The organism is Larkinella harenae (genome assembly GCF_054780515.1).
Genome location: NZ_BAAGWE010000001.1, coordinates 175,709 through 193,972, shown reverse-complemented (window position 1 = coordinate 193,972; position 18,264 = coordinate 175,709). Strand labels below are relative to the sequence as shown.

Here is an 18,264-nt window from a genome sequence, read left to right as displayed (position 1 = left end):
ATTAAAAAAAGAGGAGAAAGGATGAAGCCACAGGCTATGATCAAGGACGGGAAGCAGGGATTTTTTCCTCCACCTTGTGCATTTTACCGGCTATTCTTCATACCCAAACCGTTTCAATGCGCGCTCTTTGCTGCGCCAATCAGGTTCAACTTTTACATATTGCTCGAGGAACACCTTTTTTCCGAAGAAGCGTTCCAGTTCTTCGCGGGCCATGATGCCCGTTTTTTTGATCATCTTTCCGCCTTCGCCCAGCAAAATCGCCCGTTGGGTCGCCCGCTCCACCAGGATTTCGGATTGAATCACAATAATGTCGTCTTTCTCCTTAAAGCCCATGATTACTACCTCACAGCTATACGGGACTTCTTTCTTGTAATTCAGGAAGATCTTCTCGCGGATGATCTCCGAGGCAAAAAACCGTTCGGGCCGGTCCGTTAGCTCATCTTTTGGAAAGTATGGCGGATGAACGGGCAACCGGCTGACGATGGCTTCGAACAGCTGATCAATATTTTGGGCATTGAGCGCCGAGATCGGAATAATAACTTCGGCCTTAAAATTCTCCTGCCAGTACTGAATTTTTTCTTCAATCTGCTCGGGCGTTGCCAGATCAATTTTGTTGATCAACAACAAAATCGGGGTTTGGGCTCTTTGCAGCCGTTCGAGCACGTCATTTTCGTCATGTTTCTCGAAAATATCCGTTACGAACAATATCACATCGGCATCTTCCAGCGAACCCCGCACGAAGCTCATCATAGACTCATGCAAGCGGTACTGCGGTTTGATAATGCCCGGAGTATCCGAATAAACCAACTGAAACTCCTGCCCGTTGTGCACACCGTTCAGGATGCCCATAATGCGGTGGCGGGTCGTTTGTGCTTTGGAGGTAATGATGGAAAGCCGTTCGCCCACCAGCTGATTCATCAGCGTCGATTTTCCCACATTCGGCTTACCGATGATGCTGACATAACCGGCCTTATGGTCGGGATTATTTGTTTCAATTAAACTATTCATGATCTGAATAACCAATGGCTACAGAAAAAAACTCCCCTCCGAGCTAACATTTTTTAGCGGGAGGGGTTATTTTTTTACAAAGGTAATTGTTTTTTGTGAAATAGTTCTTACCTTTGCATTCCAACATCGCGGGATGGAGCAGTTGGTAGCTCGTTGGGCTCATAACCCAAAGGTCGCTGGTTCGAGTCCAGCTCCCGCTACTAAAGAGACAGGTCACACAATTGTGTGGCCTGTTTTTGTTTGGGGGCACGCTAAAAATTCAGACAATTTCGCTCAACTTTTCGCGCTCCGACCACTCTATTTTTTCGGAACCGGTGTTTTCCAGCAGGTGATTGATAAACGTCGCAATCCGGTTCGGAACGTAGCCCGCAGCGGTATTGTCGACGAGCGAAATCTTCCGCTTCACAAACCGTCCCACCGGCGATTTATCGGCCAGCTCGAACAAAAAATTGGTTTTGGTGATGCTGTTGTTGAAAAAATACGGGTTGCTGCCAGTGATGTAGTTGATCAGGACAAGCTTTGAGGACGACGGCTTCACGATGGCGTGCATCCGGATTTGCTTCTGCTCATCCAGGTAAACGCCCAGGTCCATTTTTTCTTTCGGAAAAACCGTTTGCAGGTAATCATTTGCCGACCGCCGGAATTGCTCCTTCGTTTCCCGTTCTTCCCGTTCCACAAACTCAATCTGGCCCGTACTTACCATCGCCGAAATAAAGCTCGACATATCAAACACCAGCGACGGCACGGCAACGGGTGTGATCGTTTTTTTGTAAAAATAGGTCTTCTGGCTGGGCCCTTTGATCTCCCGGATGCCGAAGGCGTCAAAATAGTGGTGCGCAATCTTTCGGAACGTATCGTCTTCCAGATTAAAGCTGTTATCGTAAAAACCGTTGTCGAGCCACCCTCCGTCGGAAACAATGTACTCGTCATCTTTGAAGGAAAGAAACACGGAGATAAACTTTTGCGAGGTGGTTGTGTAGGGCGTAATGATTTCCAATGATTTACCCCGCTCCTTAAAAGTCCAGAGCTGCCCAAACGCGCTTTTGATCTCCTTATAAAGCTCCTCGAATACCATCACAAAAACAAAACCGTTGAATTAGGGTCTTTCTGAGTCACGTGCAATGGCAGGGCGTTGGGCAGAATCCGAATGAGCGGAAACTCGTCGTCACGTAAATTAAGTCTGGCTTCCTGGCAAAAATAAACCATGTAGCGATTGATATCTTCGATCGTATCGGGCTGCTGTTCGTTCGGCGATGAGCGTTCCATTTTGTAGGTAATGGCTGCGCCCCGCTGGTCATACTGATTGAAATGCGGAGTCGTTATTCGCTGGCTGGCCAACGGAATCGTCTCATCAACGTTGCGGTGAGCACACCCGTCGCTGTGAAACTGAAAAAAAGGCTCTTCGCCCAGCTCCTCGCACTGTAACGAAAAATTAAAAAAGTCGTGATTATTGTTTTTGACCCGAACCGCCAGCCTGATTTCAGCCTCAAGATCACTGTGCGAAACCGTAGTTTTCCCTTCCAGAAAGGGTGCGCTACCGCTTACTTTCACAACATCGATTGTATTTCGCAATACGTATTTGTGTTCCCGTAGCAACTTACGGTAGAATTCGTATTTGCTCCGAATGGCTGGTACAACTGACATCCCGAATCCTGATTGTTACCAAAAAACAGTGAAAGGTAACAAGTAAATCCGGAAAAGAAATTGGTAACGCGGAGTATATGAATAAAATTAATGCGTTTTACAGCGGTAAAGGTATTGGTGTTCCTAGGGCGAAGATTAATGAGCAGCATTTCGGTATCGTGGCGCCGTCTTCTGACGGTTACAAGCCTGTCTATTAGCCTGTTCGGGCAGGCCCAAACCATCCAAACGGGACTATTGACGGTTGACGCAACCGTGGCGAATGATACCAAACTGACGCCCGTGCGGGTACGGCTGACCAGAGCTGGCCAGGTGATTAAGCAACTGCCGAAGCAAGCCATTGGCGTCATGTACGGTTTGTGGGATCATGCCGACGGTTTTGGCTTTCAGCCCGACAGCTCTTTTTACGTCAATGGTCGTTTTCAGCTAGCTCTGCCGCCGGGCACCTACCAACTAAGCCTCTCCAAAGGGCCGGAGTTTCTTGATCAACACCACCAAATTATTATTCAGGCTGGCAGACCGCAGAAACGAACGTACCGGATGGCGCGCTGGATCGATATGGCGGCCCGCGGCTGGTACCCAACCGACGGTCATATCCACATCCGCCGTTCTCCGAACGAAGATCCGCTGCTGGCGAAATGGCTGCAAGCCGAGGACGTTCGGGTGGGTGTGCTGCTGCGCATGGGCGATTTCTGGGAGACGTATTATCCGCAATATGCGTTCGGCGAAAAAGGTGTTTATCAAGAGAATAACTACCTGCTGGTTTCGGGTCAGGAAGACCCCCGAACCCCCGAGCTGGGGCACGCCCTCGGCTACGGTGCTTCCGACAAAGTACGGTTTTCCAAAGAGTATTATCACTACGATACGGTTTTTGATAAACTCCACGAATTGGGCGGACTGACGGGGTACGCTCATCACGCCGAGACCTTTCACGGTTATCGGGGTCTGACGCTCGACGGTTTGCGGGGGAAGGTGGATGTGCTCGAAATTTTGCAGTACTGTGTCGACGAAACACCCCTTCGTACCGATCATTATTATCATTTGCTGGACCTGGGTTTTCCAGTAACGGCCACGGCAGGTTCCGATTTCCCCTGGTGCGGGCAGGATCACGGCCACGGCCCCCCAGAGCGTTCGGCCCGGATCGGCAACGCCCGGTTTTATGTTTATACCGACGGTCCGCTGACCAATCAGTCATGGAAGGCCGGTTTGAAAGCGGGGCATACCGTAGTTACCAGCGGTCCGATGCTGGATTTCCGGGTCAATGATGCCCGGCCCGGTGACCGTCTGGCGCTAAAAAAAGGGGATAATTTAACGGTTTCCGTTCAGGCTTTTGGCCACGCCAAACAGGTGCCCCTGGATCGGATCGAACTGATTGGCCACGGAAAAGTTTTAGCCCGTATTTCAAAAGACGAACCGGGACAATCGACTAGCCGCTTGACATTAAACCTGAAGCTCGATACGTTGACGCGGGGCATCTGGCTGGCCGCCCGCTGTTTTGCCGGTCCGCAACAGGCCGCTCACACCACACCCATTTACGTAACCGTCGATGGCGGTGGTTTTCATAACCCCGAAACCGCCGAACGGTATTTGAAACTGAGTGAACAGTACCTCCGGGAAATTGAGCAGGAGTTGGAAAAAGAAAGCCACAACCCCGAACTGCGGCTGTGGCATTACAAAAAAGGACTAAAAACCCGGATTGCCGAAACGCGGGAGGTGATCGATGGGCTGCGCAAGAAGTGGAAGTAAAGGTAAAGCAGCGGGCATAAAGAGCCCCTAATTCGTGCGGTTGTCTTTACTGGCTTCTCACCGCTCGCTTTATTTATTCTCCCGGATCACGGTCATTCCTTTCGTCCAGCGAACCAGCTCATTCAGCATTAGCTGGGCCGCCCGCTGGCTCGATTCGTTGGGCACAAACTCGGCTTCTTCGTTGATGTACTGATCGAAGAACGGGATATTGACGGCTTCAAACAACGGAACCACTTTCAGGGCAATCAGGTCGGCTTTCAGCGCCGTAGCCGCCCGGGTACCGGCCGAAATCCCGCCATAACTAACAATTCCGGCCGCTTTATACCCCCACTCCTGAACCAGGTATTCCAGCGCATTTTTCAGGGGTGCCGGATAACTGTGATCGTATTCAGCCGTCACAAAAATAAAGGCATCCGCTTCGTCAATTTTAGCGCTCCACTGCTTGGTATGTTCGTGTTCATACTGCTTTAGGCGCGGGTGAGCCGGTTCGTTCATCATCGGCAGGTTGATGTCCGCCAGATCGAGCACTTCCACGTGAAACTCGCCATACTGGTGGGCTACTTCCGCAATCCATTCGGTGATGATCGGTCCTTTCCGGCTAGGCCGTACCGTCGAATTAATAATCTTCAGGTTGTACATTGTGCATTCGATTGATTGACTCCGTGGAAAGCTTATAGCTCTCCAATATCTTCGTTCCAGATTTCCGGTTTTTTCGCGATGAATTCGTTCATCATCTCGACACATTCCGGCAAATCCAGATCAATTACTTCCACCCCATGCTGCTCCATGAACGCCCGCGCTCCGGCAAAGGTCCGCGATTCGCCCACAATCACTTTCGGAATTTTGAACTGAACGATGGTTCCGGCGCACATGTAACACGGCATCAGCGTGGAGTAGATGACAGTGTTGCGGAAAGAACCAACTCGCCCGGCATTGTTGAGGCAGTCCATTTCGCCGTGCAAAATCGGGTTGTTTTCCTGAACCCGTTTGTTGTGGCCCGACGCCACCAGCTTACCCTCTTTCACCAGCGACGAGCCGATGGGAATACCGCCTTCTGCCAAGCTTTTCCGAGCCTGCCGAATGGCTTCCTGCATAAATTCGTCGTTCATCGTGTTCATTTATAAACGGTTATTAATAAACCCACGGTGGTTCGCTGTTGCGACGATTCGCCGTGGGTCATCATTTTAGCGTCGTTTCCGGTCTTTTTTGGCTTTAACGGTTTTTTCGCGTTTGCCACCCGATACCCCAGAACGCCTTTGCGATCGGCTCTCGCCGTCAGTATTTTCACGGCGGGTCAACCGGTTTTTCAGCGAACCTTTCGCCGAACCGTTGTCGGCAACCAACCACAGATCCAGGCTTCGGCGGGCCAGATTGGCTTCTTTAACCCGAACCCTTACGGTATCACCAAAGGCAAAAATCTTCTTGTTTCGTTTGCCAATCAGCCGGTAATTTTCCTTGTCGAATTCATAGAAATCATCTTCCAGATCGGTCATACGGACGAGGCCTTCTGCGCTGGTTTCGGTAATTTCAACGAACATTCCGAAATCCGTTACGCCCGTAATCACGCCTGTAAACTCCTGATCGCGGTCCATCCGGTTCATGAACTCCACCTGCTTGTATTTGATGGATGCCCGTTCGGCTTCCACGGCCACACGCTCGCGGTCAGAAGACTGCTTGCAGCGGGCTTCGTATTCTTCGACGCTAACCGATTTACCCCCGTTCAAATAATGCTGTAAAAGCCGGTGGGCCATCATATCCGGGTAGCGACGGATGGGCGACGTAAAATGCGAATACCGCCGGAACGCCAGCCCAAAGTGCCCGATATCCTCGGTGCTGTAACGTGCCTTGGCCATGGTCCGGATGGCGAGCTGTTGCAGTGCATTCTGCTCGGGCTGCCCTTCCAGGTTGTCCATCATCGTGTTAAACGACTTCGACAGCTCTTTCTCGTTATCGACTTTGAGTTTGTAGCCAAACCGGGCCGCAAACGTGGCAAAGGTCCGTAGCTTCTCAAAATCCGGCGAATCGTGCACCCGGTACACCATCACGTTCGGATGTTCGCCACGCGACAAACCGTGCACGAATTCCGCAACGCGCTTGTTGGCGAGCAACATAAACTCTTCAATCAGCTTATGGGCATCTTTCCGGATTTTTGGATACACCGACAGCGGCACGCCGTTCTCGTCCAGCTTGAACTTTACTTCAACGGTTTCAAAATTGATTGCGCCGTGCCGAAACCGTTCATCGCGCAGTTTGAACGCCAGTTCATTCAGTAATCGCAGCTCTTCGAGGTAATCGCCCTGTCCACTATCCACCACTTCCTGCGCTTCTTCGTACGCAAACCGCCGATCGGAGTGAATAACCGTGCGCCCAAACCATTCTTTCTTGATTTTGGCCTCCGGCGTCAGTTCAAAAACCGCCGAAAACGTTAGTTTATCTTCGTTCGGCCGCAGGGAGCAGAGGTTGTTCGACAGTTTTTCGGGCAACATTGGCACCACGCGGTCGACCAGGTAAACGGACGTTCCGCGCTTGTAGGCTTCGTCTTCCAGGGCCGTACCGGGCTGAATGTAATGCGTTACATCGGCAATGTGCACTCCGATTTCGTAATTGCCGTTATCGAGCATCTGAACCGAAAGCGCATCATCAAAGTCTTTTGCATCTTCAGGGTCAATCGTGAACGTTGTCACTCCGCGCATATCCCGGCGTTTCCCGATTTCCTCTTCCGGAATCTGCTCCGAGATAGCTTCCGATTCCCGTTCTACCGCATCCGGAAAATGGATGGGCAGTCCGAATTCGGCCAAGATGGCGTGCATCTCGGTATTATTCTCACCCGCCTGCCCCAACACAGAAATTACTTCCCCTTCGGGCCGGTGCCGTCCGTCGGGAAAGCGCGTCATCCGCACAATCACTTTATCGCCGTCTTTCGCGTCGCCCAGTTTGTCTTTCGGGATATAGATTTCCTCGTAAATCCGCTTGCTGTCGGGAATTACCTGCCCGTAATTGGGCCAGGTTTCGATGCGGCCCACCAGTTCTGAGCGGCCCCGCTCGACAATCTCCGTTACCCGACCTTCGATCCGGCGGTTGCGGTTTTGCGAACTGCGTCCGCCGAAATTCGACGCCAAACGCTTCACTTTCACCTTGTCACCGTCGATCGCACCGTTCAGGTCTTCGGTACTCACGTAAATATCATCGTCACGGTCGCCCGATCCGGTACTGACGAACGCAAACCGGGGGTTGACGTGATCGACGGTTCCTTCAATGGTCTGGTCGTTTTCGTTGAACTGGTACGTTCCGTCGGCATGGCGGGTTAAGACCCCCTCGTCGGTCAGTTCGCCAATCAGGCCGTGGGTCAACAGTTTCGTTTTCCGATCGTCAACATCGAAGTTTTCAAGTACATCGGTCTGCGAAAAGGATTCTTTGCTATTTATTTCAAAAAAAGCCGCGATGTCGTCCTTCATTTCATCCAGAAATGAATGGGCCGACTGAACCGGACGGTTCGGGGAGCTTCTTCTATTTTCTCGTGGTTTATTTCTATTATTTCTCATGTGTTTTTAGACAAAAGAGATGCGACATGAGGTAAAAGACGGTAGTGACGGTCTTTTGTCTTTCTTCCCTTGTCTATCTTCTATTACTTTACTCCAAACGCGTGATGCGTTGCTCTTCAACCAGCGGGGCACCCAGTAAGCGGAGGTACACCTGTACCAGCGTTACAATGGATGAACGGGCGTATTCACGCACCCGCTTCAGCCCCTGCTTCTGATAATACACTAAACTAGTTTGGTCGCCAGTCAGTTCGAGCGGTTGGGTGGGCAGGTTCAAAACGGCAGCCAGCAAATCGAGTGGCACAAAGTGACGGCTATCGCCAAACCGCCACATTTCCAATACGTCCTGATGGGGAATATCCCAGGGTTTACGCCCCGACAGCCGCAGCGTGGCCGGAAGCGGCAAACCGTGTACCAGCATCCGGCGACACAGGTACGGATAATCAAACTCCTTGCCATTGTGCGCGCAGAGGATCAATTCATTCGCCGGGTATTTTTCGATGATATCGACAAACTCCGTCAGCAAGGCCAGTTCGTCATCACTAGCCAGCGTTTTTACTTTCAGGAATATGTTGTCGTCGTCATCCCAGTACAACCCGCCAATGCCGATACAGACGATTTTCCCGTATTCGGCGTAATACGACGCCCGGTTGTCGTACCATCTGGCGGCAGACCAGTTTTCTTCGTTCTGGAAATAGCTGGATTTCTGCCCCCACTGTTGCTGTATTCGCTCATCCAGATCATTGTAGGAAGGCGCTCCGGCAACGGTTTTGATGTCAATAAATAAGAGGTTTTTGAGTCGTTTTTTCCAGGATACGGGCATGGCGGTGACAAAAAAAAGATCAGGCGTGTAAGATTCCTTCCAGCCCCAATTCCTGAATCTGAATCAGGTTCTGTTCGGTAATGCTGTCAGGCACGAAGATAAACTTTTTGTCAAAAATCTGATCGCCGATGTAATAGCTGACCCAATATTGGTTATTCAAATGAAACACATCCGGCATGATCGTCTCCACAACAACGTGTTCATTCGGCTGGAGCGCCGGGAAAAAGTGCCGCAGTGTGGAGGTTGTTTGGGGCTGCTCCTGTTTTTCATCCACAAAACCGTAGCCTTTGGAGGTAACAAAAACGTTCTGAATGCTGACCGCGTTCTGATTGATTAAATAAACTTGCCAGTCGTACTGATTGAGTTCGGTCAGTTTACGGGCAATCACAACCTGGACTCCTTCTACTGGCAAAAATGCAATGTCTTTCTTCATCTACCTATACTTACGGACTCATGCCGTGCTTCAATGCTATCTATTAGTAACCCATTACACCGCAGCCGGTTTCACCAAATCCGATGCAACGGGAATCAATTCCATCTCAAACAAATCGGCCAGGTGATAACTGACCCGTTTGGCCACCTCCTCCAGCGGCACTTCCCGACCCAGCTCGGCCTGCATGGACGTAACGGCTTTGTCGGAAATACCGCAGGGCACGATATGACTAAAATACTGCAAATCCGTGTTCACGTTCAACGCAAAACCGTGCATGGTGACCCAGCGACTCGCTTTGACGCCCATCGCGCAGATTTTTCGTGGACCGTTGGCTGGTTTTTTATCCGGTTCGTGTCCCAGCCAGACGCCGGTCAAGCCATCGATCCGTCCAGCGCTCAAACCGTAGTCCGCCAGCGTTTGAATGATGGCCTCTTCCAGCAAACGCATGTACCGGTGAATGTCCGTGAAAAAATTATCCAGGTCCAGAATCGGATACCCCACCAACTGCCCCGGTCCGTGGTAGGTAATATCGCCCCCCCGGTTGATTTTGTAATAGGTGGCACCGATGCTTTGCAGGAACGCGTCATTAGCCAGCAGATGGCCTTCTTTCCCGCTTTTACCCAAGGTGTAGACGTGGGGGTGCTGGCAAAACAACACGTAATTGGGCGTCGGCTGCTGTTGATCCACCGGCCGGTTTCGGTTCGCTATTTTGGCCGCAACTACATCCGCTAGAAGCCGCTCCTGATAATCCCAACCGGTTTGATAATCAACAAGTCCCAAATCTTGAACCTGTACCTGTTTATTGCAATAATGATTCATTCTCGTATCATCCTCTGTAGGAAACACCAAAACCAGTCGTTTTCGTTCGTGTCTATTTGAGCCCATGACCGTCTAAGCATAAAAACCGTTTATGGCACAACACAACGACACCGGTCGGCAGGGCGAAGACGAAGCTATCCGTTACCTGCAACGGAAAGGCTACGACATCCTGGAACGGAATTACCGACACCAGCACGCCGAAATTGACCTGATTGCGCAACTGGGTAAACTGATGGTTTTTGTGGAAGTAAAAACCCGCAGCAATACCCGATTTGGCAACCCCGAAACGTTCGTCAACTACACCAAAGCAAGGCTGGTTATGAAAGCCGCCGAGCATTATCTGTTTGCCAAAGACTGGCCCTACGACGTTCGTTTCGATGTTGTGGCCGTGACAGTCTTGCCCGATCAGATTGCCATCAATCACATCGAAGACGCGTTTTACTAATTTTGTTTCCCATAAAAAAAACGGTAGCTTCGGGAATAGAATGGTTTGATCATTTTAGAAAAACAGTATGCGTTTCCTCGTGCTGCTGATGGCCTTGACTATCAGCACGGCTTATTGTTTTCCGACCCCTCCGAAAAAAGGAACCTATCGCCCCCGGGTGTATACGGTCGAGCAATTGCGGAGTGATTTTGCGGTCCTGCGGAAAACGCTGGAGGAACGCCACCCGAGCTTGTACCGGTATGTGCCGCAAGACGAAATGAACCGGAGTTTCGACTCGGTTTTTCGCCAGCTTTACCGCCCGATGACCGAAATTGAATTTCGGGAACTGCTCCGCCCGCTGATTGTCCGGATTCGCTGCGGCCATACTGATGTACAGGAATCCCTCTACACCAGCCGCTCAACCCGAAAACCGCAACCCCAGTGGCTACCGTTTGATATTATTTTACAAAACGACCGGATGTTTATCGGGCGTAACCGCAGCACGGACTCGTCGCTGATCTGTGGCACGGAAGTGCTGAAGCTGGGCAAACATTCTGTCAAAGAGGTTATCCAGGCGGCCCGTGACCGCTGGCCCTCCGACGGCTACAACCAGACGTTCAAGAATTATTTTCTCGAATTGTACCACCTCGAAGAAACCTATTGGCGGCATTTCGACGGCCGGTCGCCCTGGACGCTGACGGTACGTGATACGACCTGCGTTGAGCGGGTAACCACCATCCGGCGCCGGCCCGTTAGTTCGGGCGATATTCCGACAACTCCGCTTCCAGCCACGGTGAAGCGAAGCAAAAAAAACCGTCATAAAACGGAAGCGTCGTTTGACGATGATGCCAAACTCCAACTGATGCGTTCGCTGCATTTTATTAACGGCGACTCGACAGCAGCCATGTTGATTATCAACGGTTTTGGTTACGACCGCTATCAGTCGTTTCACCGGGAAGTATTCGAAACCCTGGAAAAGCAGAAAGTACAGGATCTGGTGATCGACTTGCGGCAGAATACCGGAGGAAACGCCGAAATTGGTTCGGATCTGATGTCGTACCTGATGAAGTCGGATTTTCGGCAGGTTGATCGGGCGGAGTGCCGTGTACGCCGACCAAACTCCTGTTCCTATTTTGACCGCAAGGAAAAACGCGTGTTACGGCAGAACTTCCGTTTCATGAAATCAGAGGGTGGCCGTTATCAGTTCGGAAAATCCAACGTGGGCTGGAATAAACCGGCATCCGACCACCGGTTTACGGGTAAAGTTTACATTTTGACGAGTGGCCGGACGTTTTCGGCAGCGTCCATTTTTACGGCTAGTTTAAAAGCACAGCGGCCCGTTACAATCATTGGTCAGGAAACGGGTGGGGGCGAAGCCGGTTGCAACGGCGGCATTATTCAGACGCTGACGCTACCCGAGACGCGCTTGCGGGTCCGGTTTCCTGTGTTTTGGATTGCAACCGCCAGCCGAAATCCGGATCAGGGACGGGGTGTGATGCCGGACTACCCCACCGAATACACCGTGCAAGATCGAATCAAGCAGCGCGATCGGGACATGGAAAAGGTGCTGGAACTGATTCAGGAAGGCAAACGAAAAATGACGGCTCGGTAATCCATAGCCGTCAATTTTATCGCTCCTGATGGCATTGCTCCCAAAGAAAAAACCGTCCGGGTCCGGACGGTTTTGCGGTACAAGTTTCCGCTGGCTTCAGCGTTTTGCGGAATATTTCTGTGGGTACGTTTTCGCTTTGAATTGCTCGAATGGCTCCTTGTCGTAATGGTCGCCACCGATAAACGTAATAATCTGATGAAACTCAGGTGCTTTTATGTAGCCCGGAATTGGCTGAATAGGCTGGAACTTTTCGTTCATGAAAACAACCGTTGGGTAGCTTAGTTGATTTCTCAGCAGCGCAGCCGCCAATTGATGGTACCCGCGACCGCCCTGGGCAACGTACACGAACTTATCTTTGCCCAAAACGATGTCTTCTTTCTGCTCGGCATTCAGCTTTACGGCGTAGTAGTTTTTACTGATGTAATCGACCACGGACGGGTTGGTAAAAGTTTCCCGATCCATCACTTTGCACCAGCCACACCAGTCGGTATAGACATCGATAAAGATTTTCTTTGGGTTTTTCTGATTCTGCGCGAACGCTTCCTCAATGGTCATCCACTTGATTTTAGCGTCTTCTTTGGGCTCCGTTTCCGGCCGAAACGAAACTAGCGCCACTGCAACCAGCAGCATGGCTACCATAAGGGTGAATACGTTGTTCATGAGTCTGTTTAGTTAATGTGAAACCACTTTCACAAAAGGCCGTTCTAGCAAGATAACGACAGGTGGGGATGGTATTATATGCCAACAGACGAGAGTCGGGCTACTCATTTTGACTTCAAAAGTACGCAAGAGTAACAAATTTTTGTAAAAATTTTCTGCATTACTCATTCATTTACAATTTAAAACGGATTTTGGTCGTCGTGAAGGTCCTTAATGGAGCCAAAACCGATCACATCGCGAAAGATAGGCTGGTCGCGGAGTTCGGTGGCCCGGATCAGTTTATCGCTGCCAAATCGGTCTTTCACTTCGTAGATTATTTTTCGCAGGGTGTTTTTGCGGGTGTTGTCTTCAAACAGACTAAACGGAACCAATTGTCCCGACATAAAACGAAACACGCTGACACTCATGCTCCGGATGGATCGATTCAAAATCGGCTCGCATTGGTTGGCACGCTGGAACCGTTCAAAGCGCTGCCGGATCAGGTGGTATAATTCCATGCTGTCCTGCTTCGGTTGGGGCAGCTTAATTTCATCGCTGTAATACCGGCCATCGTGGTAACGGCAATGAAAGGCGATAACCTGGCAAAACACATCCTGCTTCACCATCCGACGCTCCAGCGTGAGGCAAAGCGATTGCAGCAATTCATCCAGCCGTTCGGGCGATTCGCGCTGGTGGGCCGCAATGGTTCGCATGGCCTGCATGCTTTTATAAGCGCTGGTTTCCAGATCCACTTCGCCCCCAAAATTAAGTCGCAGATGCCAATGCCAGCCAATGACGCTTTTGCAAACCGCCCGTAGCCGCTCGGGGGAAGCATACCGTAAGTTCAAAGGTGTGAGAATGCCCTGTTCTTCGAGCCGCCGGGCCATGCTCTGGCCGATGCCGGGCAGATCGGTCAGCTTCAAATTTTTCAGAACATCGTCGATGGTTTCGGGAGTGATAACCACCAACCCATCGGGTTTATACAGGTCGGAGCCCAGCTTAGCCAGAAACGCATTGGGAGCAATGCCGATGGAACAGCGAAGCCAGTCGCCCACTTTCGTCTGAATGTCATTTTTGATCTGCCGGGCCACCTCAACCACATTCCTGTAAATGAGTTGGCAGTGGGTCAGATCGACCACGGCTTCGTCGATGCTTTTGGGAATAACGTCGGGGGTATATTGCCGAAGCACGTTGATGATGGCCACGTGAAATTCGCGGTAACGTTTAGAATTCGTTTCCACCGGAATCAAGTCCGGACAAAGCTGAATGGCTTCATCCAGCCGCATGCCCAACCGAACGCCCCGCTGCTTGGCCTCGATAGACGGCGCAATGACGCATCCTTGTTTTCCCGTATAGACGCAAACCGCAATGGGCCGTTCGCGGAGGTAATAATTGACCTGTTGCTCACAACTGGCAAAAAAGCTGTTCATATCGACGAACAAAACCGTCGGTTTAGTGTGGTCTCCCAGCCGTTTCATTTTTTCTTTCAGGTTGGATATGATATTATTCTAGCAGTTTTCATCAGATTTGTTGTTTTATTTTGTATATTTGATCACAATATATAATACTTATATTATAAAAGTCAATACTTATATCATGTTAAACGAACCGGGAAAATCTTTTGAAGAAGGTTTGGAGCCGATTCAGGAGCGGCTGCGGCAAGTATTTGACGCGCTGGAAATCAGTATTTACCAGGCCGCAAAAGACCTGGGCGAAAACTCATCGAAATTTTATAACATTCTGAACGGACGGGCCAAACCATCGTACGATACAATCATGCGGCTGTTGGAACAATATCCGCAGGTGCGGGCCGATTTTCTGCTGCGGGGGCAAAAACCCGTATTGGATGAGCCGGAGCAGAATGGGAAGGTTATTGAACTGGAAGTGCGCTACACCGACCTTCCGTTCGTGCCGACACGCTTTTACGCCAGTTTCATTGAGACCTACATCGAAGGAATCAGCATGGCGCAGATGGAAACCTACCGCGTTCCGGTCCACATGGTGGGAACGCATAAAGATCCGGTCGTTATTGAAGTTTCCGGCAACAGCATGACCCCGCAGCTGGCGAACGGAGCCAAAGTACTAGCGATTCTGGTGGACCCCATCAACTGGGAATACCAGTCGGGGGGCATTTTTGCCGTTATCTACCGTGACTTTTTCGTGGTAAAACGAATCAAAGACAACGAGTTACTGACGCGCCAGCGGTTGACGCTTCACTCCGACAATCCGAACGGGGGCAGCGTTACCATTCCGTTGAAAGACATTCGCGGAATCTGGAAAGTGGTGCGGGTGATCGATTCTCCGGTGGAATAGAATATGGCAGTTTAGTAAGTATCCAATCTGAAATTCCCAAAGACCTGTCGTGTTTTGAAAACCTGGCAGGTCTTTTTGCTTACTGCTATTATTTTTGATGGAGAGTCTCGAATTCATTCCAGCATCAAACCAATCCAACACCATCGGTTAGACGTTATAGAATCCATGTTGACCGGGTTATGATGAATATAATGGATCGATTGCGAGTAATGCTGTTCACCAGTTACTATTTTCGCTTGAAATAACCCATAAGAAAAGCTCCTTGCCGGCCAAAACGTTTGTTAATAAGCTTTGACGTAGGCATTGAAAATTCGAAAATTGCGACTGATTTCTAGCGCCAATCGTTCCTGACTATCAATCGATAGTTGATCCATTCAAAATGACTGTGATCCCGGCAACGGATTTGATACAGATGAATACGTGGAAATGGTTAATTATCAGGCAATAAGCGGAAGTATCAGCAATTGGTGCGCAGTATTTCGCGCATCTTTTGACGAAATAGCGGTAATTATCTGGTTCGCGAAACGATAAGCCCAACCCATTCCCGTGATTATGAACTTGATAATAGTGATAGGCAAGTAAAGTTGACGAGTTTCAGACGTGATAAAGTTCAGTTATTGAATTAGACGCAAATAGCCTGTAAAGTCTGGGCGACCCCGTCTGGGCGACCCCGTCTGGGCGACCCCGTCTGGGCGACCTTACAGGTTTCATCTTTATACTACCACCGATGTATATTACAGGAAAAGCCAACGCCCAACATACGTTCGACGCTATCGTAATTGGCTCAGGCATCAGCGGAGGCTGGGCCGCGAAGGAACTGTGTGAAAAAGGTTTGAAAACCCTTGTGCTGGAACGAGGACGCATGATCAAACATGTGACGGATTATCCAACAGCGATGGCCAACCCGTGGGACCTACCCCACCGCAACCGCATGCCGGATTCTTTTGACGTGGCAAACCCTATTGCAACCAAATGTTATGCCCTGGACGAATCGACGGAGCAGTTTTTCGTGAAAGATGCCGACCATCCGTACATTCAGGAAAAACCGTTTGACTGGATTCGGGGCTATCAGGTCGGGGGAAAATCGCTGATCTGGGCGCGGCAAACCCAGCGCTGGAGCGATTACGAATTGGAGGCACCCGCCCGCGACGGTTTTGCCGTCGACTGGCCGATCCGGTATAAAGACCTTGCGCCCTGGTACAGCCACGTTGAAAAATTTGTGGGCATCAGTGGTAATAAAGACGGGATCGATAGCCTGCCCGACGGTGAATTCCTGCCCCCTTTTGAGCTCAACTGTGTTGAGAAACACATTCAGCAAGCCGTCAAAAAGCAGTATACCGACCGACAGGTCATCATTGGCCGGTGTGCGCACCTGACCAAACCGCAACCCATTCATTTGCAGCAAGGACGTGGGCAGTGTCAGGCCCGTAGTCTGTGTTACCGCGGCTGCCCGTTTGGCGGTTATTTCAGTTCCAACTCGGCCACCTTACCGTGGGCGGCCAAAACCGGCAATCTGACCCTGCGCCCTGACTCGGTGGTTCATTCCATCATTTACGACGAAAAAAAGGGAAGAGCGATGGGTGTGCGGGTAATCGATGCCAACACGAAACAAGCGGTAGAGTATTTTGCCAAAATTATCTTCGTCAATGCCGCTTGCCTGAATTCCAACCTGGTGCTGCTGAATTCGACCTCCAGCCGCTTCCCCAATGGGTTGGGCAACGACAATGGTTTGCTGGGCCGCTACGTGGCATTTCACAATTACCGGGGGAGCCTGACAGCTTCGTTCGATGGCTACAAAGACCAATACTTTTACGGCCGGCGGCCCACAACGGCCTTCATGCCCTCGTTCCGGAATGTAAAAAAACAGGAGACGGATTTTCAGCGGGGTTACATGGTGGCATTCAGCGCCAGCCGGGCCAGCTGGCAACGAGGCAATAGCCAGGACGGTTTTGGAGCAGAATTCAAGGAGGGATTGTTGACGCCGGGCGGCTGGAGCGTCTACATGATGATGCAGGGAGAAACCGTTCCGAAATACGAAAACCACGTTCGGTTAAGTACAGATCAGAAAGATCCGTTTGGCATTCCGCAGTTGATTACGTCCATCGGCTACGATGCCAACGACGAAAAAGTCATCAAAGATTTTCTGATGCAGGGGGCCGAGATGCTCGAGAAATCAGGTTGTAAAAACATTGCGTCTTACGACGACAAACGGAATCCTGGTCTGGATATCCACGAAATGGGCGGAGTTCGGATGGGCAAAGACCCCAAAACCTCGTTGCTAAATGGCTGGAACCAATTTCATAACGTGAAAAACGTTTTCGTCACCGACGGCGCCTGCATGACCTCCGTCGGCAACCAAAATCCGTCTATCACCTTCATGGCCTTAACCGCCCGGGCCGCAAACCACGCCGTTGCGGAGTTGAAGAAAGGAAATTTGTGAGAAAACGATGAACGATGGTGTTTTTAGATTTCATCGTTCATCGCTCCTAATTCATCATTCCTGTTAGTATCGTATCGTCCAGTAGGGGTTTTCCTGGGCTTTCATACTGGTCTGGATATGATCCTTGATGAGTTTATCGTAGTCGGCGGTTTTGATTTTGCGGCCTTTGGCTTTTTTGGTTGCTGTCAGCTCCTTCGACACATCCCGAAGCTCAATCTTGCTGGCCGTAATCACGGCGTCGCCATCGTTCAGATCCAATTCCAGAATAAGGCCCGGTAAACCAAAATACTGCTCGGGTCCGGCAGATACCGGGATATCCTGGGCAAACCAGGCCGTAATTTTCTGCTGCTTAATCGGGTCTTCGGTTTCGGCCTTCATGCAGATATGCCCCGCAATGTCTTTCAACTGATTCAAAATCTTCCACTTTGGCGTTTGCAACGAATCCTCAATCAGGTAGGTTTTTCCCAACATTTCGATCACATCGGCTTTGGTTTCATTTTTGAAGTCGCGCCGGATGATATAATCGCTGTTGCGGTACGACCATTGCCCGTTTTCGCTGCGCCAGTACTCACTTTCGTTGGTGTACAAGCTCTGGTCTTCGTTGAAATAAAGCACCATTTTGGTACTGGAACTGCTGTAATTTTTGCTCGTTGCTTTCATCCGTTCCTTTTGATCCAGACTCAGGAACGTCAAACGGGACATAATCTTGACATAATCCTGCGTACGATCATACGTAACAACACCTTCTAGTTTTTGGGCTGTTACCGGAATGCCAACGGCCAGGAGAATAAAAATCAGAAAATTTTTCATGTATGCTTAAGCTTTTA

17 protein-coding genes and 1 tRNA gene are annotated in these 18,264 nt (G+C 50.4%); 6 read left to right on the top strand and 12 right to left on the bottom strand.

Annotated elements, in window-relative coordinates; genetic code table 11:
* Positions 1-90 precede the first annotated feature (90 nt).
* Positions 91-1,008 carry a GTPase Era gene (era, locus tag ACYVH9_RS00810; RefSeq protein ID WP_460634385.1) on the bottom strand — a complete coding sequence of 306 codons (918 nt, stop codon included), beginning with the start codon at positions 1,006-1,008 and terminating at the stop codon, positions 91-93.
* Between the two features lie 127 nt (positions 1,009-1,135).
* On the opposite strand from era, the gene ACYVH9_RS00805 reads away from it, so the two are divergent.
* Positions 1,136-1,208 (top strand) — tRNA-Met (locus ACYVH9_RS00805).
* Positions 1,209-1,267: 59 nt separating this feature from the next.
* On the opposite strand, the gene ACYVH9_RS00800 is transcribed toward ACYVH9_RS00805, so the two are convergent.
* Together ACYVH9_RS00800 and ACYVH9_RS00795 are read right to left on the bottom strand one after the other, a co-directional pair.
* Positions 1,268-2,086: a hypothetical protein gene (locus ACYVH9_RS00800; RefSeq protein WP_460634384.1), complete on the bottom strand. Its 819-nt coding sequence runs from the start codon at positions 2,084-2,086 to the stop codon at positions 1,268-1,270.
* Entirely contained in the window at positions 2,083-2,652 is a 570-nt protein-coding gene (locus ACYVH9_RS00795) for a hypothetical protein (RefSeq protein WP_460634383.1), read from the bottom strand. Before ACYVH9_RS00795 ends, ACYVH9_RS00800 begins: the two co-directional genes overlap by 4 nt.
* A gap of 138 nt (positions 2,653-2,790) precedes the next feature.
* Here ACYVH9_RS00795 and ACYVH9_RS00790 point away from each other — a divergent pair, with 138 nt between their 5' ends.
* Positions 2,791-4,395: a CehA/McbA family metallohydrolase gene (locus ACYVH9_RS00790; RefSeq protein ID WP_460634382.1), complete on the top strand. Its 1,605-nt coding sequence runs from the start codon at positions 2,791-2,793 to the stop codon at positions 4,393-4,395.
* Between the two features lie 69 nt (positions 4,396-4,464).
* Here ACYVH9_RS00790 and ACYVH9_RS00785 read toward each other — a convergent pair whose 3' ends face one another.
* The 6 genes from ACYVH9_RS00785 to lipB form a co-directional block, all read right to left on the bottom strand.
* The gene (locus ACYVH9_RS00785) at positions 4,465-5,034 is read right to left on the bottom strand and encodes an NADPH-dependent FMN reductase (protein WP_460634381.1); all 570 of its coding nucleotides are present in this window, start codon (positions 5,032-5,034) and stop codon (positions 4,465-4,467) included.
* Between the two features lie 32 nt (positions 5,035-5,066).
* A complete protein-coding gene (locus ACYVH9_RS00780; RefSeq protein ID WP_460634380.1) occupies positions 5,067-5,504 on the bottom strand; it encodes a nucleoside deaminase in 438 nt (145 codons plus the stop codon).
* A gap of 75 nt (positions 5,505-5,579) precedes the next feature.
* Positions 5,580-7,937 (bottom strand): ribonuclease R, encoded by a 2,358-nt coding sequence (gene rnr, locus ACYVH9_RS00775; protein ID WP_460634379.1) that lies wholly within the window; start codon positions 7,935-7,937, stop codon positions 5,580-5,582.
* Positions 7,938-8,025: 88 nt separating this feature from the next.
* The gene (locus ACYVH9_RS00770) at positions 8,026-8,757 is read right to left on the bottom strand and encodes a ribonuclease H-like domain-containing protein (protein ID WP_460634378.1); all 732 of its coding nucleotides are present in this window, start codon (positions 8,755-8,757) and stop codon (positions 8,026-8,028) included.
* Between the two features lie 19 nt (positions 8,758-8,776).
* The gene (locus ACYVH9_RS00765; protein ID WP_460634377.1) at positions 8,777-9,190 is read right to left on the bottom strand and encodes a hypothetical protein; all 414 of its coding nucleotides are present in this window, start codon (positions 9,188-9,190) and stop codon (positions 8,777-8,779) included.
* A 54-nt stretch (positions 9,191-9,244) separates the two neighbouring features.
* Entirely contained in the window at positions 9,245-10,009 is a 765-nt protein-coding gene (lipB, locus tag ACYVH9_RS00760; RefSeq protein ID WP_460634376.1) for a lipoyl(octanoyl) transferase LipB, read from the bottom strand.
* A 91-nt stretch (positions 10,010-10,100) separates the two neighbouring features.
* Here lipB and ACYVH9_RS00755 point away from each other — a divergent pair, with 91 nt between their 5' ends.
* Both ACYVH9_RS00755 and ACYVH9_RS00750 read left to right on the top strand, forming a co-directional pair.
* On the top strand, positions 10,101-10,454 hold the full coding sequence (locus ACYVH9_RS00755) for a YraN family protein (protein WP_460634375.1): 354 nt from the start codon (positions 10,101-10,103) through the stop codon (positions 10,452-10,454).
* A 67-nt stretch (positions 10,455-10,521) separates the two neighbouring features.
* Complete coding sequence (locus ACYVH9_RS00750; RefSeq protein WP_460634374.1) at positions 10,522-12,045, top strand: S41 family peptidase; 1,524 nt, start codon at positions 10,522-10,524, stop codon at positions 12,043-12,045.
* A 96-nt stretch (positions 12,046-12,141) separates the two neighbouring features.
* Here ACYVH9_RS00750 and ACYVH9_RS00745 read toward each other — a convergent pair whose 3' ends face one another.
* Positions 12,142-12,705, bottom strand: coding sequence for a thioredoxin family protein (locus ACYVH9_RS00745; protein WP_460634373.1), 564 nt, complete (start codon positions 12,703-12,705; stop codon positions 12,142-12,144).
* 179 nt (positions 12,706-12,884) lie between these two features.
* Positions 12,885-14,162 carry a DNA polymerase Y family protein gene (locus tag ACYVH9_RS00740; RefSeq protein WP_460634372.1) on the bottom strand — a complete coding sequence of 426 codons (1,278 nt, stop codon included), beginning with the start codon at positions 14,160-14,162 and terminating at the stop codon, positions 12,885-12,887.
* 118 nt (positions 14,163-14,280) lie between these two features.
* Here ACYVH9_RS00740 and ACYVH9_RS00735 point away from each other — a divergent pair, with 118 nt between their 5' ends.
* On the top strand, positions 14,281-14,997 hold the full coding sequence (locus ACYVH9_RS00735; RefSeq protein ID WP_460634371.1) for a S24 family peptidase: 717 nt from the start codon (positions 14,281-14,283) through the stop codon (positions 14,995-14,997).
* A 727-nt stretch (positions 14,998-15,724) separates the two neighbouring features.
* Positions 15,725-17,437 (top strand): GMC oxidoreductase, encoded by a 1,713-nt coding sequence (locus ACYVH9_RS00730; protein WP_460634370.1) that lies wholly within the window; start codon positions 15,725-15,727, stop codon positions 17,435-17,437.
* A gap of 63 nt (positions 17,438-17,500) precedes the next feature.
* Here the strand turns inward: ACYVH9_RS00730 and ACYVH9_RS00725 are convergent, their stop codons facing one another.
* Entirely contained in the window at positions 17,501-18,247 is a 747-nt protein-coding gene (locus ACYVH9_RS00725) for a GLPGLI family protein (RefSeq protein WP_460634369.1), read from the bottom strand.
* Between the last annotated feature and the right edge of the window lie 17 nt (positions 18,248-18,264).

Excerpts from the sequence above, each read along its gene's own strand:
- ACYVH9_RS00785 (WP_460634381.1), bottom strand. The coding sequence starts at position 5,034 with ATGTACAACCTGAAGATTATTAATTCGACGGTACGGCCTAGCCGGAAA.
- ACYVH9_RS00750 (WP_460634374.1), top strand. The coding sequence starts at position 10,522 with ATGCGTTTCCTCGTGCTGCTGATGGCCTTGACTATCAGCACGGCTTAT.
- ACYVH9_RS00765 (WP_460634377.1), bottom strand. The coding sequence starts at position 9,190 with ATGAAGAAAGACATTGCATTTTTGCCAGTAGAAGGAGTCCAGGTTGTG.
- ACYVH9_RS00770 (WP_460634378.1), bottom strand. The coding sequence starts at position 8,757 with ATGCCCGTATCCTGGAAAAAACGACTCAAAAACCTCTTATTTATTGAC.
- ACYVH9_RS00795 (WP_460634383.1), bottom strand. The coding sequence starts at position 2,652 with ATGTCAGTTGTACCAGCCATTCGGAGCAAATACGAATTCTACCGTAAG.
- ACYVH9_RS00780 (WP_460634380.1), bottom strand. The coding sequence starts at position 5,504 with ATGAACGACGAATTTATGCAGGAAGCCATTCGGCAGGCTCGGAAAAGC.
- era (WP_460634385.1), bottom strand. The coding sequence starts at position 1,008 with ATGAATAGTTTAATTGAAACAAATAATCCCGACCATAAGGCCGGTTAT.
- ACYVH9_RS00740 (WP_460634372.1), bottom strand. The coding sequence starts at position 14,162 with ATGAAACGGCTGGGAGACCACACTAAACCGACGGTTTTGTTCGTCGAT.
- ACYVH9_RS00745 (WP_460634373.1), bottom strand. The coding sequence starts at position 12,705 with ATGAACAACGTATTCACCCTTATGGTAGCCATGCTGCTGGTTGCAGTG.
- ACYVH9_RS00790 (WP_460634382.1), top strand. The coding sequence starts at position 2,791 with ATGAGCAGCATTTCGGTATCGTGGCGCCGTCTTCTGACGGTTACAAGC.
- ACYVH9_RS00755 (WP_460634375.1), top strand. The coding sequence starts at position 10,101 with ATGGCACAACACAACGACACCGGTCGGCAGGGCGAAGACGAAGCTATC.
- ACYVH9_RS00730 (WP_460634370.1), top strand. The coding sequence starts at position 15,725 with ATGTATATTACAGGAAAAGCCAACGCCCAACATACGTTCGACGCTATC.
- ACYVH9_RS00735 (WP_460634371.1), top strand. The coding sequence starts at position 14,281 with ATGTTAAACGAACCGGGAAAATCTTTTGAAGAAGGTTTGGAGCCGATT.
- rnr (WP_460634379.1), bottom strand. The coding sequence starts at position 7,937 with ATGAGAAATAATAGAAATAAACCACGAGAAAATAGAAGAAGCTCCCCG.
- lipB (WP_460634376.1), bottom strand. The coding sequence starts at position 10,009 with ATGAATCATTATTGCAATAAACAGGTACAGGTTCAAGATTTGGGACTT.
- ACYVH9_RS00725 (WP_460634369.1), bottom strand. The coding sequence starts at position 18,247 with ATGAAAAATTTTCTGATTTTTATTCTCCTGGCCGTTGGCATTCCGGTA.